This is a genomic window from Flavihumibacter fluminis, assembly GCF_021491375.1.
Classification (GTDB): Bacteria; Bacteroidota; Bacteroidia; order Chitinophagales; family Chitinophagaceae; genus Flavihumibacter; species Flavihumibacter fluminis.
Map to the genome: position 1 here is coordinate 442,923 of NZ_JAKEVY010000004.1, position 24,329 is coordinate 467,251.

Consider the following 24,329-nt stretch of genomic DNA (forward strand, 5'->3'; position numbering starts at 1 on the left):
GATTTTCCGTCCTTTATTATTCGTAAGAAGATTGCTTTTATGATTAAGCCGTAGTAATTAACTCCTGCTCCTGGTATTCTGGCAATAGGGCTTTAATCTGCTGGCGGATCCGTTGTTGGCGGTGATGAATAGCTGATTCTATCAAATCGTTGATCTCTTTTTCCAACCAAACCTGATCAATACTGGTTTTACGAGCCTTCATGATCAACGGATGATGGGTTGCCAGGAGTTCTTCAGACTCCTTGAACAATTCCTCGTACATCTTTTCACCTGGTCGCAGGCCGGTGAATTTGATCTCCATATCCTTTCCGGGTGTATAGCCTGCGAGGCGGATCATTTTACGGGCCAGGTCAATAATCTTAACCGGTTTGCCCATATCAAATACAAAAATATCGCCTCCCTGCCCCATTACACTAGCTTCCAGTACCAGACGGCAGGCCTCGGGAATAGTCATGAAGTAACGTGTAACATCGGGGTGCGTAACCGTAACAGGGCCACCCTGCAGAATTTGTTTTTTGAACAATGGCACTACTGAGCCGTTGGAGCCCAACACATTTCCAAACCGGGTGGTAACGAATTTGGTAGTTTTGGAACGATCGGAAAGGCTCTGAATATACATTTCCGCCACACGTTTACAGGCTCCCATGATATTTGTGGGATTTACTGCCTTGTCGGTGGATACCATAATAAATTTCTTCACCTCATATTTGACCGCGGCGTCGGCAACTATACGGGTCCCTTTCACATTGGTCAACACTGATTCGCTGGGGAAATATTCCATGATAGGAACATGCTTATAGGCCGCAGCATGAAATACAAAAGTTGGACGATAGCGATCAAAAATGCTATCAATCCGGTATTTATCACGAACGGAAGCCACTTCAACACAGATATCGACATTCTTATTGAGACATTCCAGTTCGAGTTTGAGATCGTGAAGGGCAGATTCAGCCTGGTCAAGCAATACGAGCTGAACCACCGGGTAGTTCAGCAATTGGCGACAGATTTCGCTCCCGATAGACCCTGCAGCACCGGTAACCAGCATTACAGCTTCATTATAAGTCCGCTTGGCGCTGATGTTATCAATACTTATTTCATCTCGCTCGAGCAGGGATTCGATGGTAAGTTCTTTTAACTGATTGATGCGGAAAATACCATTGATCCACTCCTGCAGGGGTGGGATTACAGTAACTTTTACTCCACGGGCAGAACAGAATTCAAATAGTTTTTCTTTGCGTTCAGCAGGCAGGCTGCGGATAGCCAGAATCATTTCATCCACTTTGTGGTGTGCCATTAGCTTACGAAAAGCCAGCTCTGGGGAATAAATTTTGATACCGTCCAGACTTTTACCCACTTTGGAATAGCTATCGTCTAGGAATCCAATGATCTGCATTTTGGTATCCTGGTCAATTTCAAGTGCTTTCTTGGTAGCCAGACCGATATCACCAGCGCCATAAATCATAATACGACGCTTGCGTTGTTTGCTTTTGTGAAAGTTGCCGGAAATATGGAAAACCTCTCTTACGAAGATGCGAAAAGCGGTAAAGAGGAAGGTAACCAGGCAGCAATTGATCAGTAGAAGCTCCAACCGCACATTATCAAAGATGCCAACGGAGGCAGTTAAAGCACTGATAATCAGCCAGGAAACGAGCTGGAAAAGGGCAAAACTCACAACCCTGGTAATATCCCGGATACCTGAGAAACGGACAATACCTGAGAAGGTATGAAAGAGGCACATACCGGTAATACCAATCGCTGCATTGAATAGGAAAGCATATTTATACTCCCAAAGGGTACTAAGGGAAATACTTAATCTGTTGGAGAGATAGATTGCACTCCAGAAAGCAAACACGAGGAAAAAAGTTTCAATAAGGAACAGGATCCACCTCGGTGTCAGCTCTTTAAGTAGTTGATTTTGCATAATAAGGTTTCACGGAAAGCCACAGCAAAAATAACAATCCTTTACGTATTAAATCTACTTAAATAAGTAGTAATAAATGTCAAATAAAAGATTTTTTATTTTGAGGCGGCGTAACTAAAATTAGGTATCGTAATTCTACTAAAGTCCAGGGAACTAGGGTGAATGCAAAATTGCGGCCAAAGTGCATACATTTTTTGATTCGCCTAAGAAATGAAGAGAACTGTCATATTACATTAAGCTTGAATTGTAATAATTGCATGTTGATCTTGTAAATCATTAAAAAGCACAGTAAATTTTTTATATGATTTCCATTTTTCAATAACCGACCTTTCTTCCTCTCTCACGGTATCGTCCAAAAGAATTACTGTACCTGGTAGAAGTTTGCTATTCATTTCGGGAACGAGCCCCAGCCGGCCACCTTTCGTTTGGCCAGGAGGTCCATCACATATTATTAGAGAAAATGTCTCCGGTAGCGGGACATTGGTATGATCATACCAATCATAACCTTCCTTTTGAACCAATGGAGTGTGATACAGGTTTACATTTTTTAATTGGAACTTAAAAAGGACTTCCTTCATTTTATTGAACCAAAAATCATTATTCTCAAAAGCAATATAATTTACGCCTGATTTTTTTAGGGCTATTCCAAGTAATAAAGTACTAAGTCCAGATCCGCATTCCAGGTATGAACCACTATTTGTCTTTGCAAATTGAAGACAGGTTTTCAAATATGTTATTTGACCGGAATAACCCTGATTACTCCATCCAACTATCAATTTTTTTAGTAATTCATCGCTAACCGTAAAGGGATCCTCCAATTGTGAAAATTCAGAGATTGATTTTCTAAAATGATATCTATTAATTGAATTAAGAACCCATCGCCTCCAACTGAAAGGAAGAAACCTAGCAAATTTTATAATTGGCATTATTTGATATAGATAAAGTTTAAAACTAAAATAATGAGTTTTAAGATAATGATATTTTATATACGAAATATATTGCTATTTCGAAATAAATGACAAAACTTTAAAATAATCTGACTTAATCCAAGAATAAAAAAAATGAAAAATGCAAGATTTACGTAAGAAATATAGAGTAATAAAAGAATTAATTACTGAAACCGCCTGTTTTACCAGGTCCCGACTTACGATAATTGCCTTTTGTTGATTTTATAGTCAATATGTTGTCAGGATGACTTGTTTTTATTGGACCATATAGGGCTGAAGAAGTTATGGTAACATCTTTCGTCTTTTCATCCAAAAAAATAATATCTCTATTTCCAGAAGTCAAATTGGCGGAATTAACCTGAACTCCAGATGCATTATTAAAAATTATTTGAAATTTGTTTGGCTTTTTAAGATTATCATTCTCGCAATACATTCCATTTATTACCAAACCCTCTCCAGAAAACTCTATTCCAGTCTCACAAAATTCAAAATTTAATAATCGGCATACAACAACACTGCCAAGAATTTTGATTCCAACTTTACAATTATCAGCTAATACATTATCTAATTTATTAGCATTGAATCCTATGCCTTGAAAGCCAAATAAACAAGTAGAAAATGTTGTATTACTTATTTCAGAGAAATACACATCCTGTGCAACAATTCCAAACTTTAAACCATAGAATTTGCAACCACTTATTCTGATACTTTGTGATCGGTAAACTAATAATCCGATTTGTTGATTTGATATTGATGATAAAGCAGTCTGATTAAACTTCCCTTTATTAAATGATCCTCGTCCATAAAAACCTATATCGGATATTTCTGAAGTATAGAATTGAGGATTCGGTCGATTTGAATTTCCATTACTTATTACTCCAAAATACAATATGGCTTCTATGGTTGAATTATCAAAATCTCCGTAAATAAAAGTTTGACTACTACCAACAATCTTAATTGGGTTTGAAAATCTACTTTTTTCATATTGCCGGATATTCCAGCTGGGTGCAGTTGCAAGCTGTCGTGAAAAAATATCCCTTTCATGTACAGGCTTTCCTCCAATAATCCATTGACGGCTTATCCGAAATATTCCGGAAGAAAATTTTAGAACTTTATTATTTCTAAGACAATAATCAGTAGCATTTTCAATTGCTTGTATATCATCATTTATACCGTCACCCATTGCACCCCACCATAAGGGACTCGCTTCATTAGATTCTCTATCAACCCTAATCCAATAGCCTTCAAATTTGGATTTGAAAACTGTCCCTCCATCTTCAAATTCTGCTAATCCCCTATAATAAAATAAACCACCACGTTTTGCTTCCGCCACATAAACAAGACTATTTGTATCCTTTACTGATACTAGATCAGCAATTGAATAGACTTTATTCTGGGAAAAAAGAATGTTTGGGATTACCAAAAAGGCAAACAAATAGTATATGCCTATTAAAAATAACCGTTTCGTCATTTAATAAATTGCCGCTTGGTTATAGAAGAAATTCTCCTTAGGTCAGCTTCATCCAGATTACTTCCAGATGGAAGGCATAAACCATGTTTAAATAAATATTCACTGGTACCATTTAAAAAACTTGCAAATCCACGAAAGACGGGCTGAAGATGCATAGGTTTCCAAATAGGGCGAGATTCAATATTCCCATTATTAAGAGCAATCCGAATAGATTCGTTAGTTGTTTTACAAGATTTATCATCAACTGTTATACAAGTCAACCAGCGATTACTAAAGGAATTGATATCCTCATTCTGAAAAGAAATTGACTCCAAATCAGAAAATTCAGATTTATAAAAATCAAAAATACTTCGACGCTTTTTAATTCGTTCTTCAAGAACAAGCATTTGGCCTCTGCCAATTCCAGCTGATATATTACTCATTCTATAATTATAACCAACAGAACTATGTTCATAATGAGGTGCCGGATCTCTAGCTTGAGTTGAAAGAAATCTAGCCTTTACTATATAATCCTCAACTCTACTTACAAGCGCGCCTCCACCACTTGTTGTTATAATTTTATTTCCATTAAAAGAAAGAATCGACATAACTCCAAATTCACCGCATTTAATACCATCAAAACGGGACCCTAGTGCTTCTGCTGCATCTTCAATAATTGGTATGCCATATTTTGATGCCACTAAATTAATTTCTCTCATTTTAGCTGGCATTCCATACAGATGGACAACAATTATAGCTTTGGGAAGTTTACCATGCGACAAACAATATTTAATACCAGCTTCTAGTTGCTCAGGATCCATATTCCAGGTATCTGGCTCACTATCAATAAAGACGGGTGTGGCATTTTGATACAAAATTGGGTTTGCGGAAGCAGAAAATGTCAAACTTTGACAAATTACATAGTCCTCACTTCCAACACCAAGAAGTATTAATGCTAAATGAAGTGCAGCGGTTCCAGAAGATAAAGCTGCAACATGTTGATTACCCAAATACTCACTGACATCTTTTTCAAACCCATCAACATTGGGTCCTAAAGGAGCAATCCAATTCGTATCAAAAGCTTCCTTAATAAAGTCCATTTCTTTTCCGCCCATGTGAGGGGAGGATAACCATATTTTTTTCATTTCAATATTTTATAATGTCCATTGATAATATAAAATATATACAAGCCATTTAGTGGATTCTAAAAAAGTAATCTGAATATCCTTTTTAGAATAAAACCAATACTTAAAATTATAAGTGCTATACTTATTTAATGGAACGCATACTTCTATTTCATTATTTTTTGATTTGGCATAGCTATTAAAGATGTGTTTAGCTCTTGCACTATGATAAGAAGAAGTAGCAACTAAAACAGATTTTATAGAAGTATCATTATGAAGATGATCAAGTAATACTCTAGCTTCACCAATTGTATTCTCAGTAATCTGATCTAAGCAATAAATATCATTTTGCCCAACACCAAGATTAATTAATAATTTCTTCATTACATCAATATCATCTTCAACATGTATTCCATATTTATTTAAGAAATCTTTTTTATAGCTTGAAGGAGTTGCAATAAATATCTTATTTCCATATTTCCTATTATAAAGATCAGCCGCAAACTTCCCGCGCTCTTCCAAATCCCCCATAAGTATAACAATTGCATCAGCCTTTACTGGCTCATTTTTAGCTACTAGTAATGAACCAATTGATAATAAAAAAATTATAATACCAAACAGAAAACCAATAAAGAAATAATGCTTTCGTTTCATTGATAGATTTTTCCAGGTACCCCTTTAACTTTCGCGTAATCTGGAATATTACCAAAGAACATAGACTGTCCACCGATAATAACGTTATCTCCAACTATTGCAAACTGGCGTGAAGATGCTCCAATACCTACTTGTGTTAATTTGCCAATTTTTGTGTGACCACCGAGGTTAACACCAGGGGCAAGACTTGTAAATTTATCAATATAACAATCATGCCCTACTGAACAATTCATATTCATTACAACAAAATCATCAACTATTGAACCATAGTTAATTGAACATCCTGGATAAATAATTGAACCATTGCCTATTTTAACATTTTTAGATATCCATGCCCTTTGATGTATTAAACTTGGAAACCTAAAATCTTTAAAATTCGTAACCTTCTTATAAATATTCATTTTTACTTCAGGAAAAGCTATACCAAAAATCAAGTTGGCTTTTTCAGGTAGGTTCATTAAATCCATAGTTGAACCTAAAACTTTATAACCAAATAATTCTAAACCAGCTTTTGAGGTATCATCATCAAAAAAACCACCAATTTTAAGGGGTACGTTAAATTCATCAATGCTATTTGCAATGAAACCTCCCACACTACCTGCTCCAATTATATACACTAAATCATTCATAAATAATTCAAAAGATGATGTTTTAACCCTCGTTCCACTGGGATTTGCCACAAAATTTTACACCAGTTATGATTGCCCTCAATTAATTCAGGTCCCTTCTCAGTAATTGCAATATCCCAACCAATTGATTTGTTTCCAGCTGCCTTCAAAGAAGCCATGGTCACCATTTCAATAACCTGTGACCAATACGGTATTTCAAATCCATCAATAGAGACTTTAGTAATTGGATGTACAGAAACTGGATCCTTGCGTATATCACTAAAATAAGCAGAACCAATAACCTTACCAGTTTTCAAATCAACTTCTGCAGCTGGATTTCCTGCTGCCATATTATCAACTTTAGAGTTGATAGTTATTCTTAATCGAGCCCCCAGAAATTCAACTTGGTTTTCGTTAGTTAACTGAGTAAATAAACGAATTGTATTTAACCCGGAAGGTGACAACTCCATTAAAGACCTGTGTTGGACAACAAATTCTTCAACAAGATCATAATTTGAATCCTGCATAATTTTTAATAAACCATCTCTCGTCAATCCTTTCGTCTCTATTACACTTACCTGTTTACCGGTCTGTCCTTTTGAACCTTTTATGACGATATAATCAGAAAAAGGATTCAAAATTTTATTAAATTCTGAATTATTTCTTTTCAAATTAGAATAAGTAGAATATTTCCTGTTTATAAACTCAGAAAAATGATTAAGGAATAAAATCTTATTCTCCAGAATATCTCGAACTTTTAAAGGATTCATTTTGAGTTGATACTCATACATAAAACCGGTTCCCGCATACTGTTTTCTGATATTATTTGTTGAATTATAAAATTTGAAATAAAAATAATCCATCAAAGAAATATTGTATTTTATTGAAGAATAAACACAATCAATCAATAAACTAAACTTATTCTTACCAGTATTAATACTTGCATAATTTAGAAATTCAAACAATTTTTTATAATCTGAATCCTTCAGATAATAAATCAAATACAATATTCTTTTCATAATTCTTTAATCATTTTCATTTCCAGTAAAAGGCATCATTGGTCTTGATTCAGATTGATTTATTCCTTCCCTCCTAATTACTTTTAAAAAAGTCAAATAAAGAATTTGAAAATCCAATCTAAAGCTGCAGTTGTTGACGTAAAAAACATCTAATTCAAATTTCCTCTTCCACGAAATCGCGTTTCGACCATTTACCTGAGCCCAACCTGTTATACCTGGTTTGACATTATGTCGTTTTCTCTGTTCCTCATTATAAAGTTCTAAATATTTAAATAATAAAGGCCTGGGACCGACCAAACTCATATCCCCAACAAAGACATTAACTAGTTGTGGTAGTTCATCAATAGATAATTTTCTCAAAACTCTTCCAAGTCTGGTCAATCGAATATTATCAGGCAACAAATTCCCATTTTTATCTCGTTTATCATTCATCGATTTAAACTTAATAATCCTAAAGGGAGTTGCGTTGATTCCTGGTCTCTCTTGAAAAAAGAATACATATCCATCATTCTGAAAATAAAGCAATATGGATACAATTAGAAAAAGGGGAGAAAAAATAATCAAAAGAAAAAATGAAACGGAAATGTCTATTAGTCTTTTGCCGTATTTATTGTAAAAATCTGTCCTTATCATCAAAAATTTCAACTTGAGTAGTAAAGTGTTGCATTTTTACTCGTGAAATAAGTAGAGGCAATTTTAGAATTCTCTTTCAATTGATTATGATTAGATTTATTATTCTTTAATTCTAAAATAAAGCTCACAATCTCGTTAACTTGATCTTTATGAAAGCATTTACCAATATCGTATTTTGCTAAATGTTCATTTAACGAAGAACTTTCACTTGAAATACCAAGTACTGGATTACCAACTGCCTGTATATTAAATATTTTACTTGGCAAGCTTCCACTTGCGACCTTTTCATCCTGAATAACAACACTTAAGTCAGAAGCAGCGAGCGATAGGTTTAAAACATCATCAGGCTGAAAGGGAAGTAAAGTGACATTTGTCAAATTACCTTCAATTATTATTTGTTGAATTGCATTGAACCTTTCCCCTCGCCCGATAATAAGAAAATGGACATCTATCTCATGTAAGAGACATCTCGCAATAGTTGTTATAATTTCTACATTGTGTGTATACCCAATATTGCCTGAGTATTGAACTATAAATTTTTCACTAAAATCAAACCTATTTAACCAACTATTATCTTCCTTATTAATAGGAGTAATATTATGTAAACCGCTCCAAAGAGGAATAAAATAGATTCTTGAATCGTCAATATATTTACTAAGAGCTCGCTTCATATCTTCACTAATAGTAAATACACGAAATGCTTTATTAAAAACAATTTTGTTCCATTTAGACCAAATCCGATATATTATATTTTTGGAACTGATTCCATAAATAGTCAAAACATCAGGATAAATGTCATAAACCAGAATACTGAATTTTCTTTTTAATATTAATGAACTGAGATATGAAAATGGCGGGATAGTAAAATAGAATATTTCATGCTTTCTATATTTTAGTAAAAGCAAAAATAAAATTTGAATTGAGCCCCATAACCAAGAAATAAACTTCTTTACTGGAGTACCACGATTATAGAGGCAAATTCGTTGCCATTTCACTTTCTTATCTAATGGAATATCTTGCACTCTAATACTACCAGCAATCAAAACAACTTCATCATAATAGTTGCAATAATCATTTATTATATCAATAGTTAAATATCCAGTCGCCTGATTAACAAAAACAATTCTTTTCATAAACCAATCAACTTCCTATAGATTCCTTTTTGCACAATAATTCAACAGTGGTAAATTTTACATCTGGCCAAGTAATCAAAATAGCCGATAACAATTTTTTTAATTCATTCAAACCAGATTCTCTATTTTTTACTGAAAGTCCACCTACAAAATTAACTCTATGAGTACTAATTACAGCTGGTTTATCCCACCTAAAGGCTGCTTCAACCTGTTGCAAAGTTTGCTCAATACCTTTATACTCGGGTCCATTTGGTTCAAATGCACAATTTCTTAAATAATAAATCATTCCTGATGCACCTATCTGGCCGAATTTCCTAATCAAACCATCATATCTGCTTTTTCCTGTCTCCTTTTTTGGAAATAATGGAGAAGCAAGATATGAGACTCCAGATTCTACTAGAACTTGCTCAAAATCAGAATCAAAAATCCCATTAGTCGCTGCAAAAGCCGTTGCATTAAACCCAAAATATTCTTTAAAAAGTACTATCGCATCAAACAATTTTTTTCTAATAAATTCCTTTTGCTGATCATTTTCGTAATACAATTCGGCACGAAAGTTTCGAATAGTTTGCGAAACCGTTTTATCTTTTACAAAAACAAAACCTTTCTCAAAACCATCAAGCAAATCTTGGTTATTCTTTTTTAATTGCTTCAACCAAAACTGAACAGCAATATGTTCTCTACCATGAAGCTGAGGTACAAAAATTCCATCAGATACTCCTTGTCTCCATAATTCACGCATCCGTTTAGAATTTGAAAACAAATCATAAGATTTATCTAAGTTATAATAGTGGTAATTATTAAAATTATCCATTTTTATCTTAATAAAATCTGGATTTGTCAAGCTGGTAAATGCCGTGAATACAGGAGAAGAACCATCAGAACCCTGGTATTTCTTTAAAGTAAAGAACAAGGCTTCAAGATCTTCAGGATTTTCCAATGAATCATATAAATTATAGCGACCATCATTAATGTCTAAACCCTTTTTAGTAAGGTAATCAAACGTATCACTCGATGGCATACGTTGGCTACCCCAATCATCGCATTCTATAATTACATATTTATCGGAAACCCGTTTTCCTAAAATATTTTTAAGATTGGAATTTAATTTAAACTGTAAGTCTGAAAAGATCATTCTATATTCTGCTACTTTCTTTAAGTTAAAGATTCATACAAATGAAAATAATCTCTAAATCTATCGTGTTTATTATAATTGCTATGAATGTGTGAAATACAATTTTCAGAGTACGCCTTTTTTCCTACATCACTTATTTTATGAATCGACTCCAATAGCTGATCTATATTTCCTTTTTGAATAACATAACCTGTTTCAGCATTAATGGCCTCTTTACAACCACCTGTATCATAAGTAATAACTGGTGTACCACAGGACATTGCTTCAAGATTAGTAGTTGGGAAATTGTCAATTTTAGTAGGATTTATGAACACATCCGCTATCGAATATAGACCCGCTAACTCTGAAATACTCTCTGTTCGTTTTATTCCAATTATGTTATGTGGAAGTGATTTTATTTGCTTGTCATTTAACCCCACTAAAACAATAACATACGTTAAATCTATTAATGCAGACAATTCTATAAAATCATTTAACCCTTTTCTGTCATCCCAAACATTTGCCACCCCCAAAACAATTCTTTTTGAAGGCAGCCTATACTTTTTTACCAATGAATCGTGTAATTCTTCCTTTGGAGAAAACTGGACAGTATCAATACCATTTGGAATAACTATAACTTTATTCTCTTTAAAAAAGGATTGTTCAACAAAATTCTTTAACCACTTAGATGGAGTAACCACTGTTAAATTATTAACCCCTTGAAAGAGTTGTTTTTTTAACATGTAATTTTTCTCTGAACGGTCATAGAAAAAGCTAGCAGGATACTTATGAATCAACGGACACCTATTACACCCGGTTATCCATTTATTGCAGTTGACTCTATCAAAATAGGCACAATGTCCGGTAAAAGGCCAACAATCATGAAATGTCCATACTAACGGCCTATTATAAGTTTTTAAGAAATTAAATAATATCTGAATATTTAAATAATATCCATGAACATTATGGAGATGTATGATATCAGGTTGAACTTGTTCAATATACTTTACAAACTCTTTTGTCGAATTTTGAGAACCCAATCCATGTTGATCCAAAAATAAAGACCGAAGGATATGTGTTGTTTTATCTAATTTATTGCCAACAATTTTTGATTGTGACGATACACTACTCCCCACAGAACCAGCAATATAACTATCTCCACCACTTTTTCTTATAACTTCTCCAATTCCCTCAGCTATCCGCCCAGTGCTTCCAGAATTTATCGTAGTGTTAACCTGTAGTACTTTCAAAATATTCGGCTATTGATTGAGCAACATACTGAACTTCAGATTCAGTTATTTCTGGAAAAATGGGTAAACTTAATATTTTAGATTCCAGATCGCTTGCAACTGGAAAATCTTCCCTGTTATAACCCAGATACTGATAAGCCTCCATATAAGGCAAGGCTGTTGGATAATGAATTGCAGTTTCTATATTCTTCTGCTTTAAATATTGCATAAGATTATTTCGATCTTCTGTAACTATTACATACAAATGAAATGTATGTTTTGAGTCTGCACGAACAACCGGAGTTTTAATTTGTTTAATTTCTTGAAGATACCTTTCATAAAGTGCGGCCACTCTAATTCTATCATCTGTCCATTTTAAAATATGAGGTAATTTAGCCAGAAGAATTGCTGCTTGTAGCCCATCTAACCTACTATTTATACCCTCCATTTTATGTTGGTGCTTTATTAAAGCTCCATGCCTCGCATACATTCTACATTTTTCAGCAAGTTGATTATCGTTGGTAATAATGCAACCAGCATCTCCATAAGCTCCAAGATTTTTACCAGGATAAAAACTAAAAGAGCCTGCTATACCCATTGTCCCTGCCTTATGCCCTTTAAATTCACTAAAATGACTTTGAGCACAATCCTCAATCACATGGATAGAATATTTTTTTCCGAGTTCTAATATTTTATCCATATCACAAACCTGACCAGTTAAATGAACAGGTATGATTGCCTTTGTTCTATTAGTTATTTTTGCTTCTAAATCTTGAATATTTATGGTAAGAAAGTTATAATCAACATCCGCAAAAACAGGATTTGCCCCTGTTTGTGATATTGTTTCACTACTACTAATCCAACTATTTGCAGCAGTAATAACTTCATCACCAGTACCAATTCCAAGCATTTTCATAATAATGTATAGACTATCGGTTCCATTAGCACAACTAATACAATGCTTTACGCCATACATTTTTGCAAATTCAGCTTCAAATTCATTCACGTATTTTCCACCTATGAATGCAGTATTGTCAATTACAGATTCAATCGCCAAATCAATTGAATCTTTTATTGACAGATATTGTCTTTTTAAATCCACAAAAGGAACTTTCACACAATAAAATTTAAATTGTTCTAATTAAAGATGCCGGGTTACCAGCATAAATACCAGGTACTGTTATACTCTTAGTAACTACAGATCCGGCACCAATGACAACATTATCACAAATTTCAACTGGCAATATTGTAGCATTACTTCCTATTGAAACATTATTACCTATACGAGTTGATTTCCACTTAGATTTATCACCACCTGCGGGTTTACCCTCTTTAAACAAATCATTCACAAACATTACACCATGTCCAACAAAACATTGATTACCTATTGTTACAAACTCACAAATAAAAGAATGTGATTGAATTTTGCACTTTTCTCCAATTGTAACATTGCGCTGAATTTCTGTAAATGGTCCCACAAAGCTGTCATTTCCTATTTGGCACTCATATATGTTACAAGGTTCAATTATTGTTACATTATTTCCAAGTTGGACATCACGTAAACTAACACTAAGAATCTTCAAGACAAATTGATTAATTATTATTTAATGCAGATTGATATATTTTATCAATTATTTCAACTGTTTTCAAAGCTTCAAAAGAGCTGGTAGAGATTGCTTTTCCCTCAAGTAAAACTTCAACAAGATTTTCATACACCTTATCATGATTGCTCATAGATCCCATATAAGTACCATAATTATTTGCAGTATTTCCCTTAGGCAAATTTGTGAATTCAAAATCCTTGATAGATTGATACTCCAGTTCATTTAAATATTGGCCCCCTATCTTGACGGTTCCATTCTCAGCAAAAATCGTTAATGAACCTTCCATATTTTTGCCATAACTATTTACAGTATAATTAATAGTACCCAAGGCGCCGTTATAGAATTCAAGTGCAACAACCCCTGTATCTTCAAAATCTATGATATCAATATGTGCAAAGTTATTTGTTAATGCAAATGCTCTTCTCACATCTCCAACAATCCAATATAATAAATCTATAAAATGACTGAATTGAGTATAAAGAGTTCCACCATCAAGATCTAATGAACCTTTCCATGAATTTTCATAATAATCCGCATTTCTATTCCAAAAACAACTCAATTGTACACTATAAATCTTTCCAAACACACCATCATCAATTGCCTTTTTTACAGCGGCCACTGGAGGGTTGAATCGATTTTGTTTAATGGCAAATAACCTTTTATTAGCTCTTTCAGCCGCCTTTATCATTTCACCACAATCACTAACCTTTATTGCCATTGGTTTTTCCACAAGAACATTAAAACCTGCATTCAGAGCCATAATTGCATGGCTTGCATGCAAACCATTTGGAGAACAGATTGAAACAACGTCAATTTCTCCGGCATTTTTTACTAAGAAGTCTTCTATATCAAAATACGCAACGGAAGCAGGGTCCTTGGCTAAAGAAATAGCTTTCTCTGGAATTATATCACATACAGCAACTAATTCACCAACCTTACGAATATGCTTTGCATGTCTTTGTGCAATTCGTCCACATCCAATGATTCCAAATCTTACTTTTTTATTTAAACCGTTATCCATAAAATTCCAAATATTTATTTTTAATGTTACTCCAAGAATAAAATTCCTTTGTTATTTCCGAAATTCTCTTATTGTCAATCTCACTATTTTTCCATAATTGATAATAATGTGAAATAGCATTTTTTAATTCATCTTCAGATTCAAATAATAAGCCCCGACCGAAACTTACTCTCTCCTCGAGTCCCTCAATGGATTTAAATATAATCACAGGAGTGCCGCATGCACTCGCTTCAATAGTTGTAATGCTTATACCGCCAGGATAAACCGCCAAGTCAATACTATTGTAAAAATCAGCTAACTGTTCCGTTTCAAAAAAAGGAACTAACTCAGAGCTAAATATTGATTTTTTACTGATTGATCTGATTTTTTGAGAATAAGAGTCACTTGTTATACCTGCTATAATTATATGAACATCGTGTGCAAATGGAAGTTCATTGACACAATTCAAAAGAAAGTCAATTCGTTTTTTAGGGTCTATTTTACCAGCAAAACCAATAGTAAATTTATTAGATTTTGAATTGTTACGCTTCAAATAAAATTTGTCCTGATCATAACCTAATGGAATTACTGAAAATCTATTCTTAGGAATACCAAATCTCTTTGATAATACCTCAACGCTACCATTACTAAATGTGATAATTTTATAAACCTTACCTCCTAATAAATTAAATAGAAGACGAAGCACTTTATAATAGATATTAGCAAACAATCCTTCCCTAGTATGCGTTCTTACATCAGTGTGATCACTAATTAAAATTCTTGCATTACTTCCATGTTTGAATTTTGATAGAAAAAGTACCAGGGCAGTTGTAAAGGTCCCAATTCCTAATATGTGAATTACATCAACACTATTCTTGAAAATTAAATTATAACACTTCGATATCTCTTTAAATATTGCTTTTTCCCCCGGAAAAAAAGACTTAAGCCTATAAACAATATAATCTTCATAAGAGTACACCCCGGCAGGATTAACAGATTTTAAATACTTCTTCCAGGAGCTCAGGTATCTATCAGAAGTTACAAAAATTGTTTGATGCCCCTCTTTCTTTAACTCTTTAGCAAGGTAATGTTCTGTGTATTTAAAATCTGTTTGAAATGTTGGAAAAACTCGTGCAATTTTCATAATGATTTAAAAAGCTTCATATAATCTTTGAAGATGGATTTTGAATCGAAAATTTCAATTGCTTTTGCCCTATTTTTAATGCCGATTTTTGCTCTTTCATTTGGTGAAAGGCTAAAAAACTTGTCTAAACAATCACTTATCGATTCAATAGAATTTGGATTAGCTAAAAAGCCATTTTCTCCATGCGTAATTAAATATTCATTTTCAATTAAGTCACTGGCAAGTATAGGTACACCACAAGCCATAGCTTCAGAAATAACATTGGAAAATCCTTCATAAAAAGAAACTAAGCAAATTAAATCAGCTTCATGATAAATAGACAATACATTATTTGATTTTCCTTTAAATAAAATAGCTTGATTTAATTCCAAATCGTTTACGAGTGATAATAATTTTTGATAATAGCTTAAATTTCTTTGATCCCCATAGATAGTGAATTTAAATTTATAACCCTTCAATAATGAAGAGTTAACAGCATAAATTAAACTTTCCAAATTTTTTTCAGGAGAAATCCTACCTACATAGCATACGTTTAACTCCAGTTTATTATCTATTGAATTAGAAGGTGAAAATTTAATTGTATCAATAATATTTGGAAAAAATGAAACTTTATCTTTCAAAAAAGAGAAACGCCTATTAATATAATCCAGCTTTCTTAAAGAGTTGACTGTAACATGATCAGAAAATCTCATTAAATTAAAATATACTAAATCATGGATTCCAAGTTCAGCAGAAGTTCTATCACCCGATATAAATTTACATCTGTGATTTGAAACTAGCTTAGCAAATAAGGTGAATTGACTTGGTATTTTTAGATAACTTACTATATAATGAGGACGATATTTTTTTATGACCTTTATTAATTTTTTAAACCTAATTAATTTTGAATCTTCATTGGAAAACTGAATAAATTTTAAATCATTTTCAATTAAAAATTGTTTGAAGAATGAGTGATCAGTCAATGATACAATTAATACATCACAATAATTGTCCTTTAATAGTTTTGCTAAAGCAATAATCTGATATTCTGCACCACCCTGGTTAAGAGATCCTGTAACAAATAAATACTTCACGTATTTCAATAATTATTCTTATTAGAAATTAACATTATTTTGAACCAACTTTCAAATTGCATTTCTAAAATATTCTGAATCGATATTCTTATTTGAAATCAAATCACCAAGCTGATCAGAAGATAAAAACAATACGTCTGGCCATCTTTTTAATATTTCCCCAAGTAATTCATCTAACTTATTTAAGTTATTTATTCTGTTTTTTTCATTTAAACTCCCTATGTAGTTAAGACGATGGGATCCAATAATTACAGGTCTATTATGATTAAATAATTTATTAATCCTTTTTAAACAAGTTCCAACAACATCTAAATTCTTATGCAATGAAGGCTCAAAAAAAACATTTCTTACTAATGCTTTAAGTCCTTTACTTAATGATTGACCATTATAATGAAGGACACGTTTAAAATTAGAGCCGCGTGAAGGAATGTACTGAAATGCTATTCCTTGCAGGTATCGAATATCTGCATTATACATTGTTTGATGCAACAAAGAATCCCATATATAAGCAGGTGCGATAAAAGATTTTGAATTAAAACCAAATATTGATTTAAATAAAGCTTGGCCCTCGTTAATAAACCTCTCTTGAAAATAATAATCACTTTCAATGCCATTATGATCTAAAGAGGCCATTAAATTTTTTCTAAAATTTTTTTCAGAAAAATAAGGCACTGAAAAACACGACCAATCAAATGCTTCAAGTAGATTTTTATTCCCATTCCTCAATTCAGATAACCACCTTAATACATTAACATGTTCTCGACCGTGAAACTGAGGAAAAATAAAGTTTTGATCAACCCCTTCTTTCCATAACCTCAATACATTATCATTACTGTTTAGTCGGGAAATAGTGTCAGTAAATCTCTCAAAATGATAAGAATTAAAATTAGAATTTCTTATCATTTCGAAATCGGGATTAGCAACAATTGTATTAAAAGTAAAAATAGGTCTTTGATTATTCTTAGTTTTATGCTTTTGTAATACATCAAACAAAGATTCTAAGTCTAAGCTATTCTCTAAAGAATCATATAGAGAATATGGATCATTATAAAGCTTTTTATTTTTTTGACCCAAAACTTTAATTGCCTCTGTACTAGGCATCCTTATTGTCCCCCAATCATCAGATTCAAACACCACAATTTTACATTTAGTTTTCCAACTAAAATAATCCTGATATTTCTGAAAAAAATACTGCAAAATCATGAGAAATTCATAATATTATTTATATAGAATTCAGTAGGATCATTTCGAGGAATAATTTTTCCAGGATTACCCAAAACTATTGAATGTGCAGGTACGTCAAAATTCACAAAAGCATTTGGTGCAATTAATACATTATCGCCAATAGTAATTTTACCTACCAATACAGCACCTGTACCTATCCATACAGTATTGCCAATAATTGGCGCACCAGATCTTTTACCTCTTGCACTACCAATTGTAACATTGTGGGCAATGTTGCAATTATTTCCTATTGTGGCGTTCGCACTTATAACAATTGTTCCAAAATGTCCAATAAAAAAACCTTTACCAATTTTAGTTTGCAAAGGAATTTGAAAACCAAACTTAAATGTATAGTGCCTAATAAGTATTCGCGAAACTAATTTAATCACAAAATTATTGGAAAGACTTGCAAATCTGTAGCATAGCAAAAATCTAAACCCCTTTGATTTTAATCCCCGATAAAGAGCACCTAAACTAAAATGTTCGCCATTTATCCTAAAAAGATCGGCTTGAACAGATTTAAATAACTCACTCATTTAATTAAACTAATTAATGCAATATCATCCCCAGCAATCAAAGTAACTATTGGATTTCCAAAAATTGTTAATAATGAAATTGTATCAAGACCAATTCGAAATGTAACTAATAAGTAGATAATAATAATCGGAGGGAAAACATACAATAATCTACGAATATATCTATCATTTATATTATTTGACAATATTAATAAAATGAGTGAAATTGATATTAAATTAGCTATGGTAATAAATCTTTCAAAAGATGGAAGTGATGCAGTGAAATTTGAAAAGGAATAAAATAAAAGAGTAAAACTAAATAAAGACTTTAAAAACTTATCCTCTACCAAAAAGGATCTAAATCTGAAATATATTCCAATTAGAATTGCAGATATGCTCCACTTTAATAAAAGAGCATAGTATTGTACATACCAATTTGTTTTTGAAGTATTAATTGCCTGTGCCTTTATGTAATCTTCATTTGTGTAAGCACCAGCTTTTACTTTTAGTTTTTCCGGAAGATTTGAAGTTATAAACTGATTAAAGAAATCCAAATCTATTTGAAAAACAAGAATAGATAGCAAAAATAAAATAAAATAGAAATGCACCCTATTACCCAAAAGAAGATATAATCCAAAAATTAAAACGACAAATGCAAATGAAAAATGCATAAATATTGTCAAAAAAATGATTAAAGCATATTTCCACTTTTTGGAGTAAAGGAAATTAAATAATCCATATACAAACATATGCGCAGCAGTCCACATTCTCACACCGTTCAATGACCAAAAAGGAATAATCAGAACAAGAAGCGCAATTAGTAATATAAATATTTTTGATTTTGATGTCTCTATTTTATCTAATACAAACCAAATATTGCGGGAATAAAAAAAACCAAATATTATACCAAATACAGCGTATAGTATTGAATAATTGGATGTAAATCTGGAAACTATATAAGTAATGGTTGGCTGAATAATATCAAAAGTAGAAGAACTTTGCCCATAATCATATTTAATTAATTCTGAAAAAGACAACCCACTATTATGCATATTTTCCAATTGATTTGCATAATAATAGGCATCCATACCAGGATTTGAGATAACAAATGTTGCCCCGTAATATATTACAAACAACCAAACAGCATTTTTTGCCCACACCATTTCCTTGTTGTTAAATACATATAATAACAACAAAAAAGGTGAAATTAAAAATGCTAGGATTGGTGCTCGTTTACTTGAAATCCAATACATCGTTACCTAGGTTCAATTTTTTGTATGCAATTCCAAAAATTGCTTTGCAACATTTTTTATATTAAACTGATCCAAATTTTCTACAACATATCTGTTATGATAATTACCATGCAGAAACTCAGCAATAATTTCTTCTTCCAATTTATTTGTAATATTCAGTATTGGGAGTTGTGTAATAGCGTAATCTATCAATTTACTAGGTGAATGAACTGCTGTATTATTATCAAAATTTACCAAAAAATCCATACCCTTAAGAAATTGCAACAATTCATCTCTTGGCAATATTTTCATCAGCTTAATTCGACCATTGGACTTTGTTATATAATCAGCTAAAATTTCTTTCGAATTTGTAAAAACATAAAATCGAAAATCAATATTTTGTTTTAGCAAAAAATTCATAAACAATCTTGGATCTCTTAAACCAGGAATAAAAGATCCGGCATAAGCAAATGAAGGAACAACTTTCTCAGGCCTTAATAATGTTGAAATATTTTCATCCATCCTAAAGCCTTGTGGTATTATTCGAATTTTATTACGAAATCGATGGCTATAGGCAGTAATTGATGAGTGAATTGGAATTGTAATGAATGTAGCTTTTTTAAATGCCCAGTTTTCAATCCATCGTAAATAGAACCATTTTTTGAACTTATCAACTGTTGCACCAGTAAATGGATCGCCGCAATCAGCAATCCATGTTTTTGACAAAGTAGGATTTTTAGTTATCGCTCTTGCAACACCCCAATGAATTGGATGAGGCCTAGCAATAGAAATTAAAATATCGAATCCGTTTTTATCTTTTAAAAAATCTTTTACTTTAAAAAATAACTCCGTATGAGGGAAATCAATTGCACTATTCAGTATACGAAATTGAATTCGTTGCAAAAGGGAGCCTATTACTCCATTTCCGAATTGAAATCCTTTCCAAGACAGCTTACCGTAATATTTAAAAGTGATATTATATTCTCTACTAAAAAAAGACAAGTCGACTCCTAAATCTGGTAACACAACAAGGACATCGTGCCCTTGTTGTGCAAGCTCTATTGCTAACTCCGTAGTCCTAAATGCCCTTGGACTAATTTCTGGAAAAAAAAACCTGGAAACTATACAAATTTTCAAAATACTATTTTATGAATTTTTCCAATTCAATATATAAGCAAGTGGAACTAACAAAAGGATTATGAGTTTATTTTCCAGTCTTGTAATTGGTTCTAACATCTGAGCAATACTTTTTCTTGCATACAACCCATAAGACGCATAACCCAAAATGCCTCTAAGCCTTCTTTTATAATTACTATTAATCTTGTATTGAAATTTATTGACCCAATACAAATAATAGTACCAAATAGCCTCTGGGTTTTTGGTTCTTTTTGACTTTGATAGTGAATTGGGGTTATTGTCTTCAATATAATAAACCCGCAAAATTTCGTTTACAAAAATTGCCTTAAAGTCACAACCCACCATACCCCATAACCATGCTGCAGGAATGCCACTACCTATATCCACTCTCAAAGGAGGATACTGCCTTAATACTGAAGTTTTGAAACACTGAAATTTTTCAGCCTCATTCCCTAAGCTAAAAAACATTGTAAAATAATCAGATATTTGAAAATCTTCAGGGTACTTGTCAGAAACAAGCCGACCATGCTGATTTTCACACAAACAATATACCGCACTAATGTTCGGGCCATCGTATTGTCTCAATATTTCATCAAATCTTTCTAATGCATTTGGAAAAATTCTATCATCATGCCCAAAGGGAATCAAAAATTCACCATTACTCTCCTTGATGGCCAAATTATAATTAGCAGCGATCATTTGATTCTTCGTCAAATTAAAATACCGAACAGGAAATTTTGCCTCGTCAATGTATCTTTTTATCAAATCATCTGTACCATCGGTAGAAGCATCATTAATAACAAGCCATTCAAAGTTTAAAAAAGTCTGATTTTGCAAGCTTTCAAAAACTCTGTGTAAGAATTTTTCTGAATTAAAACAAGGTGTAAATACTGTAAATCTATACTCGAACATCATTAAATTAAATATATTTTATTTGACAATTAGGTAGATTAAACAGTTTCGTTTAATAATCAATTAAATCAAACGCTTGATTATGGGGGAAATAACTGTCAAATAATCTATTCCAAAAAAGCGCGAAGTAATTAAAACTAATCCAGAATATAGTATAAAACAAACCAGCAAACGAATAACAATATGCAGATCACCAAAATAGATCTGCCTTGTAAATGATACAAGAAGAATGACACATATACTTTGAATTAGTATAGGTATCAAAGTTCGAAAAGGGAATAAATTCCAAACTTTTGTATCCAACAATTCAGAAGATTTAATCATTCCCAAAACTATTTTAAATATGCTAAGGCAAACAGAAAAAATAGATATAGCAATTGGGCTATTAAAAATAAATAACACAATTGCACCACCTATCCACGCTAATAAAGCAATTATTAAGTGAAGCTTGAAGTAGTATTGGGTTTCTCCAAAAGCAAATAAAAGTGGAGCAAAAATAATCAGATTAAAAAAATTGATAACTAGTGCCAACTGAAAATAAAGTGAAGAATTGCTATAAACATTTGAATACAATAAGACTACAATATCTTGAGCAAACCACATGAAAAAAATCACTAATGGATAAATTATAGTAGCAGATTTATACAAAGCACTTTTCCACACAACGCATATCTCATTATAATCAACCTGTTTACTTTTGATTCTTGAAAATAGTGGCATTAAAACGGCGGATGTAGCCCCGGTAATCATAGTTACCAAAGGAAGTTCAATAAATCCGTTTGAAAATTCTGCAAATATTTCTGAACCAAAAAAACGACTAATATAAAATTGATCAGCAGATTTAATAGCAACTCCAGCAATACTAGCTAGTACAATCGGAAGGCTATACGTGTATAAGTCTTTATAGGTTAAATTAGTAGAAACACTTTTTACACCCTTAAAAGGTATTGATTTAAAATATAACGCTATAATCAAAGAGAGAATTGAAACAATAACCCAACCATAGATTGCGTTTAAATAAGTGCCTTCAAAAAACACAACGGCCCCTACAATAAAGAAAAGCATCAAGAAACGCGTTAGCGTTTGATAAACAGCTATGTATTTTGTTTTTTGATAGGTTGCAAATATACCCTCTACGCCAAATGTAGGAAACATAAAAACCGGCACTAAAGAGAAATATTTTAAGCCAATTGAAATATCTGGATTGCGTAGCGCATAACCAATTACTTCGGCACATGAAAATAAAACAACACCAAACAGCAGACCTGAAATTGCTAGGGCCACTCCAATTTTATTGACTATCGATTTACCTTCCTCGACAGAATACTTAGGTAAAAAGTAACTATATACACGAGGAAGTCCAGCAGAAAAAAATATCAATAACGAATTGTAAACAAATAATATTTGTTTATACGTACCATAATCGTGTTTATTAAAATATCGAGATAAAATAGCGGCACTTACAAAACTCAATGCAAATGTGCTTAAAGATCCGAGGCCTACCCATAAAGCTTGAACGGTTCTATTGTTATCCATTTAAGTTGCTATTGGGCAGAAAAGAAAGCTTTAATATGCATGGAAATGGTTTCTATTTGCTTTAAATTCAAACCAGGCCAAATAGGTAAACTCAAAGATGTATCTGCCAATTCTTCGGCAATAGGAAATGCACCCTTTGAATAATTAAGATGGGAATATGCATTTTGCAAGTGCGGTGGAATTGGATAATGTATTAGCGTACAAACACCCTGATCTGATAAATATTTTTGTAACTTGTTACGATACTTTGTTCTGATAACATATAAATGATAAACATGGGTAGCCTTATTGGCTAATTTAGGAAGCACTACATCGCCTACACCGTCAAGCATTTCATTATAGCGTTGAGCTATTTCACTTCGTTGCTTATTCCAATCATTAAGTTTTTTCAGTTTTACAGATAGAAAACTAGCTTGAATTTCATCTAGCCTCATGTTATAACCTATAAAATCATGAACATACTTGGCTTTTGATCCATAATTACGTAATGCTAGAATTTTTTCATAATGTTCTGAATTATTTGTTGTTATCGCCCCCGCGTCGCCTAATGCACCAAGATTTTTCCCTGGATAAAAGCTAGTAGCATTAATATCACCCCAATTACCAGTTAAACATTCATTAAACATTGCCCCTTGCGCCTGCGCATTATCTTCAATAATGAACAATTTATATTTATGGGCAATATCCATGATTTGCTCCATTTCACAAGCTTGCCCATACAAATGGACGGGTATAATAGCTTTTGTACGTTCGGTTATTATATCTGATATTAAATCAGGATCTATATTATAAGTCTTTAGGCTGGGTTCTACAAAAACAGGTTTTGCGCCTACAAATGAAACCGCTAATGGCGTTGCAATATAGGTGTTGGATGGAACGATTACTTCGTCACCTTCCTTAATGCCTAATGCCATTAAAGCCAACTTAAGTGCATCCAATCCATTACTTACTCCAGCACAAAATCGCGAACCGCAAAATCTTGCAAATTCAGATTCAAATGCATCAACCTTCTTACCCAGAATAAACCAATTACTATCATAAACTTCAGCAAATGCATCAATCATTTCCTCCCTTAAACCTGAATGCATATAAGTGAAATCAAGAAATGGTATTTTCATTT

23 protein-coding genes are annotated in these 24,329 nt (G+C 32.6%); all 23 read right to left on the bottom strand.

The features are described 5' to 3' along the window. Positions 1-43 precede the first annotated feature (43 nt). The 23 genes from L0U88_RS17140 to L0U88_RS17250 all read right to left on the bottom strand — a co-directional run bounded on the left by L0U88_RS17140 (position 44) and on the right by L0U88_RS17250 (position 24,327). On the bottom strand, positions 44-1,921 hold the full coding sequence (locus tag L0U88_RS17140) for a polysaccharide biosynthesis protein (RefSeq protein WP_234867505.1): 1,878 nt from the start codon (positions 1,919-1,921) through the stop codon (positions 44-46). 233 nt (positions 1,922-2,154) lie between these two features. Beyond that, on the bottom strand, positions 2,155-2,739 hold the full coding sequence (locus tag L0U88_RS17145) for a class I SAM-dependent methyltransferase (RefSeq protein ID WP_234867507.1): 585 nt from the start codon (positions 2,737-2,739) through the stop codon (positions 2,155-2,157). Between the two features lie 289 nt (positions 2,740-3,028). Beyond that, on the bottom strand, positions 3,029-4,339 hold the full coding sequence (locus L0U88_RS17150; protein WP_234867509.1) for a right-handed parallel beta-helix repeat-containing protein: 1,311 nt from the start codon (positions 4,337-4,339) through the stop codon (positions 3,029-3,031). Next, positions 4,336-5,463 (bottom strand): aminotransferase class I/II-fold pyridoxal phosphate-dependent enzyme, encoded by a 1,128-nt coding sequence (locus tag L0U88_RS17155; RefSeq protein ID WP_234867511.1) that lies wholly within the window; start codon positions 5,461-5,463, stop codon positions 4,336-4,338. Before L0U88_RS17155 ends, L0U88_RS17150 begins: the two co-directional genes overlap by 4 nt. Positions 5,464-5,472: 9 nt before the next feature. Further along, a complete protein-coding gene (locus tag L0U88_RS17160; RefSeq protein WP_234867513.1) occupies positions 5,473-6,096 on the bottom strand; it encodes a YdcF family protein in 624 nt (207 codons plus the stop codon). Then, positions 6,093-6,725, bottom strand: coding sequence for an acetyltransferase (locus tag L0U88_RS17165; protein WP_234867514.1), 633 nt, complete (start codon positions 6,723-6,725; stop codon positions 6,093-6,095). The genes L0U88_RS17160 and L0U88_RS17165 overlap by 4 nt, the downstream gene beginning before the upstream one ends. Beyond that, on the bottom strand, positions 6,722-7,723 hold the full coding sequence (locus L0U88_RS17170) for a sugar-transfer associated ATP-grasp domain-containing protein (protein WP_234867516.1): 1,002 nt from the start codon (positions 7,721-7,723) through the stop codon (positions 6,722-6,724). The genes L0U88_RS17165 and L0U88_RS17170 overlap by 4 nt, the downstream gene beginning before the upstream one ends. Before the next feature lie 6 nt (positions 7,724-7,729). Beyond that, positions 7,730-8,356, bottom strand: a complete 627-nt coding sequence (locus L0U88_RS17175) for a sugar transferase (RefSeq protein ID WP_234867518.1) — start codon at positions 8,354-8,356, stop codon at positions 7,730-7,732. 8 nt (positions 8,357-8,364) lie between these two features. Further along, positions 8,365-9,489 (bottom strand): glycosyltransferase family 4 protein, encoded by a 1,125-nt coding sequence (locus tag L0U88_RS17180; protein WP_234867520.1) that lies wholly within the window; start codon positions 9,487-9,489, stop codon positions 8,365-8,367. Between the two features lie 7 nt (positions 9,490-9,496). Next, on the bottom strand, positions 9,497-10,624 hold the full coding sequence (locus L0U88_RS17185) for a hypothetical protein (protein ID WP_234867522.1): 1,128 nt from the start codon (positions 10,622-10,624) through the stop codon (positions 9,497-9,499). A 20-nt stretch (positions 10,625-10,644) separates the two neighbouring features. Next, positions 10,645-11,853, bottom strand: coding sequence for a glycosyltransferase (locus L0U88_RS17190; protein WP_234867524.1), 1,209 nt, complete (start codon positions 11,851-11,853; stop codon positions 10,645-10,647). After that, positions 11,834-12,949 carry a DegT/DnrJ/EryC1/StrS family aminotransferase gene (locus L0U88_RS17195; protein ID WP_234867526.1) on the bottom strand — a complete coding sequence of 372 codons (1,116 nt, stop codon included), beginning with the start codon at positions 12,947-12,949 and terminating at the stop codon, positions 11,834-11,836. The genes L0U88_RS17190 and L0U88_RS17195 overlap by 20 nt, the downstream gene beginning before the upstream one ends. A 10-nt stretch (positions 12,950-12,959) precedes the next feature. After that, positions 12,960-13,415: an acyltransferase gene (locus L0U88_RS17200; RefSeq protein ID WP_234867528.1), complete on the bottom strand. Its 456-nt coding sequence runs from the start codon at positions 13,413-13,415 to the stop codon at positions 12,960-12,962. Positions 13,416-13,425: 10 nt separating this feature from the next. Continuing rightward, the gene (locus L0U88_RS17205; protein WP_234867530.1) at positions 13,426-14,457 is read right to left on the bottom strand and encodes a Gfo/Idh/MocA family protein; all 1,032 of its coding nucleotides are present in this window, start codon (positions 14,455-14,457) and stop codon (positions 13,426-13,428) included. Then, a complete protein-coding gene (locus L0U88_RS17210) occupies positions 14,450-15,580 on the bottom strand; it encodes a glycosyltransferase family 4 protein (protein WP_234867532.1) in 1,131 nt (376 codons plus the stop codon). Before L0U88_RS17210 ends, L0U88_RS17205 begins: the two co-directional genes overlap by 8 nt. Then, a complete protein-coding gene (locus L0U88_RS21125) occupies positions 15,577-16,653 on the bottom strand; it encodes a glycosyltransferase family 4 protein (RefSeq protein WP_234867534.1) in 1,077 nt (358 codons plus the stop codon). Before L0U88_RS21125 ends, L0U88_RS17210 begins: the two co-directional genes overlap by 4 nt. A gap of 51 nt (positions 16,654-16,704) precedes the next feature. Continuing rightward, positions 16,705-17,856, bottom strand: coding sequence for a hypothetical protein (locus tag L0U88_RS17220; protein WP_234867536.1), 1,152 nt, complete (start codon positions 17,854-17,856; stop codon positions 16,705-16,707). Next, positions 17,853-18,413, bottom strand: coding sequence for a serine O-acetyltransferase (locus tag L0U88_RS17225; RefSeq protein WP_234867538.1), 561 nt, complete (start codon positions 18,411-18,413; stop codon positions 17,853-17,855). Before L0U88_RS17225 ends, L0U88_RS17220 begins: the two co-directional genes overlap by 4 nt. Continuing rightward, complete coding sequence (locus tag L0U88_RS17230) at positions 18,410-19,645, bottom strand: EpsG family protein (protein ID WP_234867540.1); 1,236 nt, start codon at positions 19,643-19,645, stop codon at positions 18,410-18,412. The genes L0U88_RS17225 and L0U88_RS17230 overlap by 4 nt, the downstream gene beginning before the upstream one ends. Positions 19,646-19,657: 12 nt before the next feature. Further along, positions 19,658-20,761, bottom strand: a complete 1,104-nt coding sequence (locus tag L0U88_RS17235; protein ID WP_234867542.1) for a glycosyltransferase family protein — start codon at positions 20,759-20,761, stop codon at positions 19,658-19,660. 9 nt (positions 20,762-20,770) lie between these two features. Further along, positions 20,771-21,676: a glycosyltransferase family 2 protein gene (locus tag L0U88_RS17240; RefSeq protein ID WP_234867544.1), complete on the bottom strand. Its 906-nt coding sequence runs from the start codon at positions 21,674-21,676 to the stop codon at positions 20,771-20,773. A 60-nt stretch (positions 21,677-21,736) separates the two neighbouring features. Continuing rightward, on the bottom strand, positions 21,737-23,209 hold the full coding sequence (locus L0U88_RS17245) for an oligosaccharide flippase family protein (protein ID WP_234867546.1): 1,473 nt from the start codon (positions 23,207-23,209) through the stop codon (positions 21,737-21,739). Positions 23,210-23,217: 8 nt separating this feature from the next. After that, a complete protein-coding gene (locus L0U88_RS17250; RefSeq protein WP_234867548.1) occupies positions 23,218-24,327 on the bottom strand; it encodes a DegT/DnrJ/EryC1/StrS family aminotransferase in 1,110 nt (369 codons plus the stop codon). Between the last annotated feature and the right edge of the window lie 2 nt (positions 24,328-24,329).

Excerpts from the sequence above, each read along its gene's own strand:
- L0U88_RS17220 (WP_234867536.1), bottom strand. The coding sequence starts at position 17,856 with ATGATTTTGCAGTATTTTTTTCAGAAATATCAGGATTATTTTAGTTGG.
- L0U88_RS17210 (WP_234867532.1), bottom strand. The coding sequence starts at position 15,580 with ATGAAAATTGCACGAGTTTTTCCAACATTTCAAACAGATTTTAAATAC.
- L0U88_RS17240 (WP_234867544.1), bottom strand. The coding sequence starts at position 21,676 with ATGATGTTCGAGTATAGATTTACAGTATTTACACCTTGTTTTAATTCA.
- L0U88_RS17175 (WP_234867518.1), bottom strand. The coding sequence starts at position 8,356 with ATGATAAGGACAGATTTTTACAATAAATACGGCAAAAGACTAATAGAC.
- L0U88_RS17155 (WP_234867511.1), bottom strand. The coding sequence starts at position 5,463 with ATGAAAAAAATATGGTTATCCTCCCCTCACATGGGCGGAAAAGAAATG.
- L0U88_RS17250 (WP_234867548.1), bottom strand. The coding sequence starts at position 24,327 with ATGAAAATACCATTTCTTGATTTCACTTATATGCATTCAGGTTTAAGG.
- L0U88_RS17140 (WP_234867505.1), bottom strand. The coding sequence starts at position 1,921 with ATGCAAAATCAACTACTTAAAGAGCTGACACCGAGGTGGATCCTGTTC.
- L0U88_RS17230 (WP_234867540.1), bottom strand. The coding sequence starts at position 19,645 with ATGTATTGGATTTCAAGTAAACGAGCACCAATCCTAGCATTTTTAATT.
- L0U88_RS17205 (WP_234867530.1), bottom strand. The coding sequence starts at position 14,457 with ATGGATAACGGTTTAAATAAAAAAGTAAGATTTGGAATCATTGGATGT.
- L0U88_RS17185 (WP_234867522.1), bottom strand. The coding sequence starts at position 10,624 with ATGATCTTTTCAGACTTACAGTTTAAATTAAATTCCAATCTTAAAAAT.
- L0U88_RS17165 (WP_234867514.1), bottom strand. The coding sequence starts at position 6,725 with ATGAATGATTTAGTGTATATAATTGGAGCAGGTAGTGTGGGAGGTTTC.
- L0U88_RS17170 (WP_234867516.1), bottom strand. The coding sequence starts at position 7,723 with ATGAAAAGAATATTGTATTTGATTTATTATCTGAAGGATTCAGATTAT.
- L0U88_RS17225 (WP_234867538.1), bottom strand. The coding sequence starts at position 18,413 with ATGAGTGAGTTATTTAAATCTGTTCAAGCCGATCTTTTTAGGATAAAT.
- L0U88_RS17180 (WP_234867520.1), bottom strand. The coding sequence starts at position 9,489 with ATGAAAAGAATTGTTTTTGTTAATCAGGCGACTGGATATTTAACTATT.
- L0U88_RS17150 (WP_234867509.1), bottom strand. The coding sequence starts at position 4,339 with ATGACGAAACGGTTATTTTTAATAGGCATATACTATTTGTTTGCCTTT.
- L0U88_RS17160 (WP_234867513.1), bottom strand. The coding sequence starts at position 6,096 with ATGAAACGAAAGCATTATTTCTTTATTGGTTTTCTGTTTGGTATTATA.
- L0U88_RS17245 (WP_234867546.1), bottom strand. The coding sequence starts at position 23,209 with ATGGATAACAATAGAACCGTTCAAGCTTTATGGGTAGGCCTCGGATCT.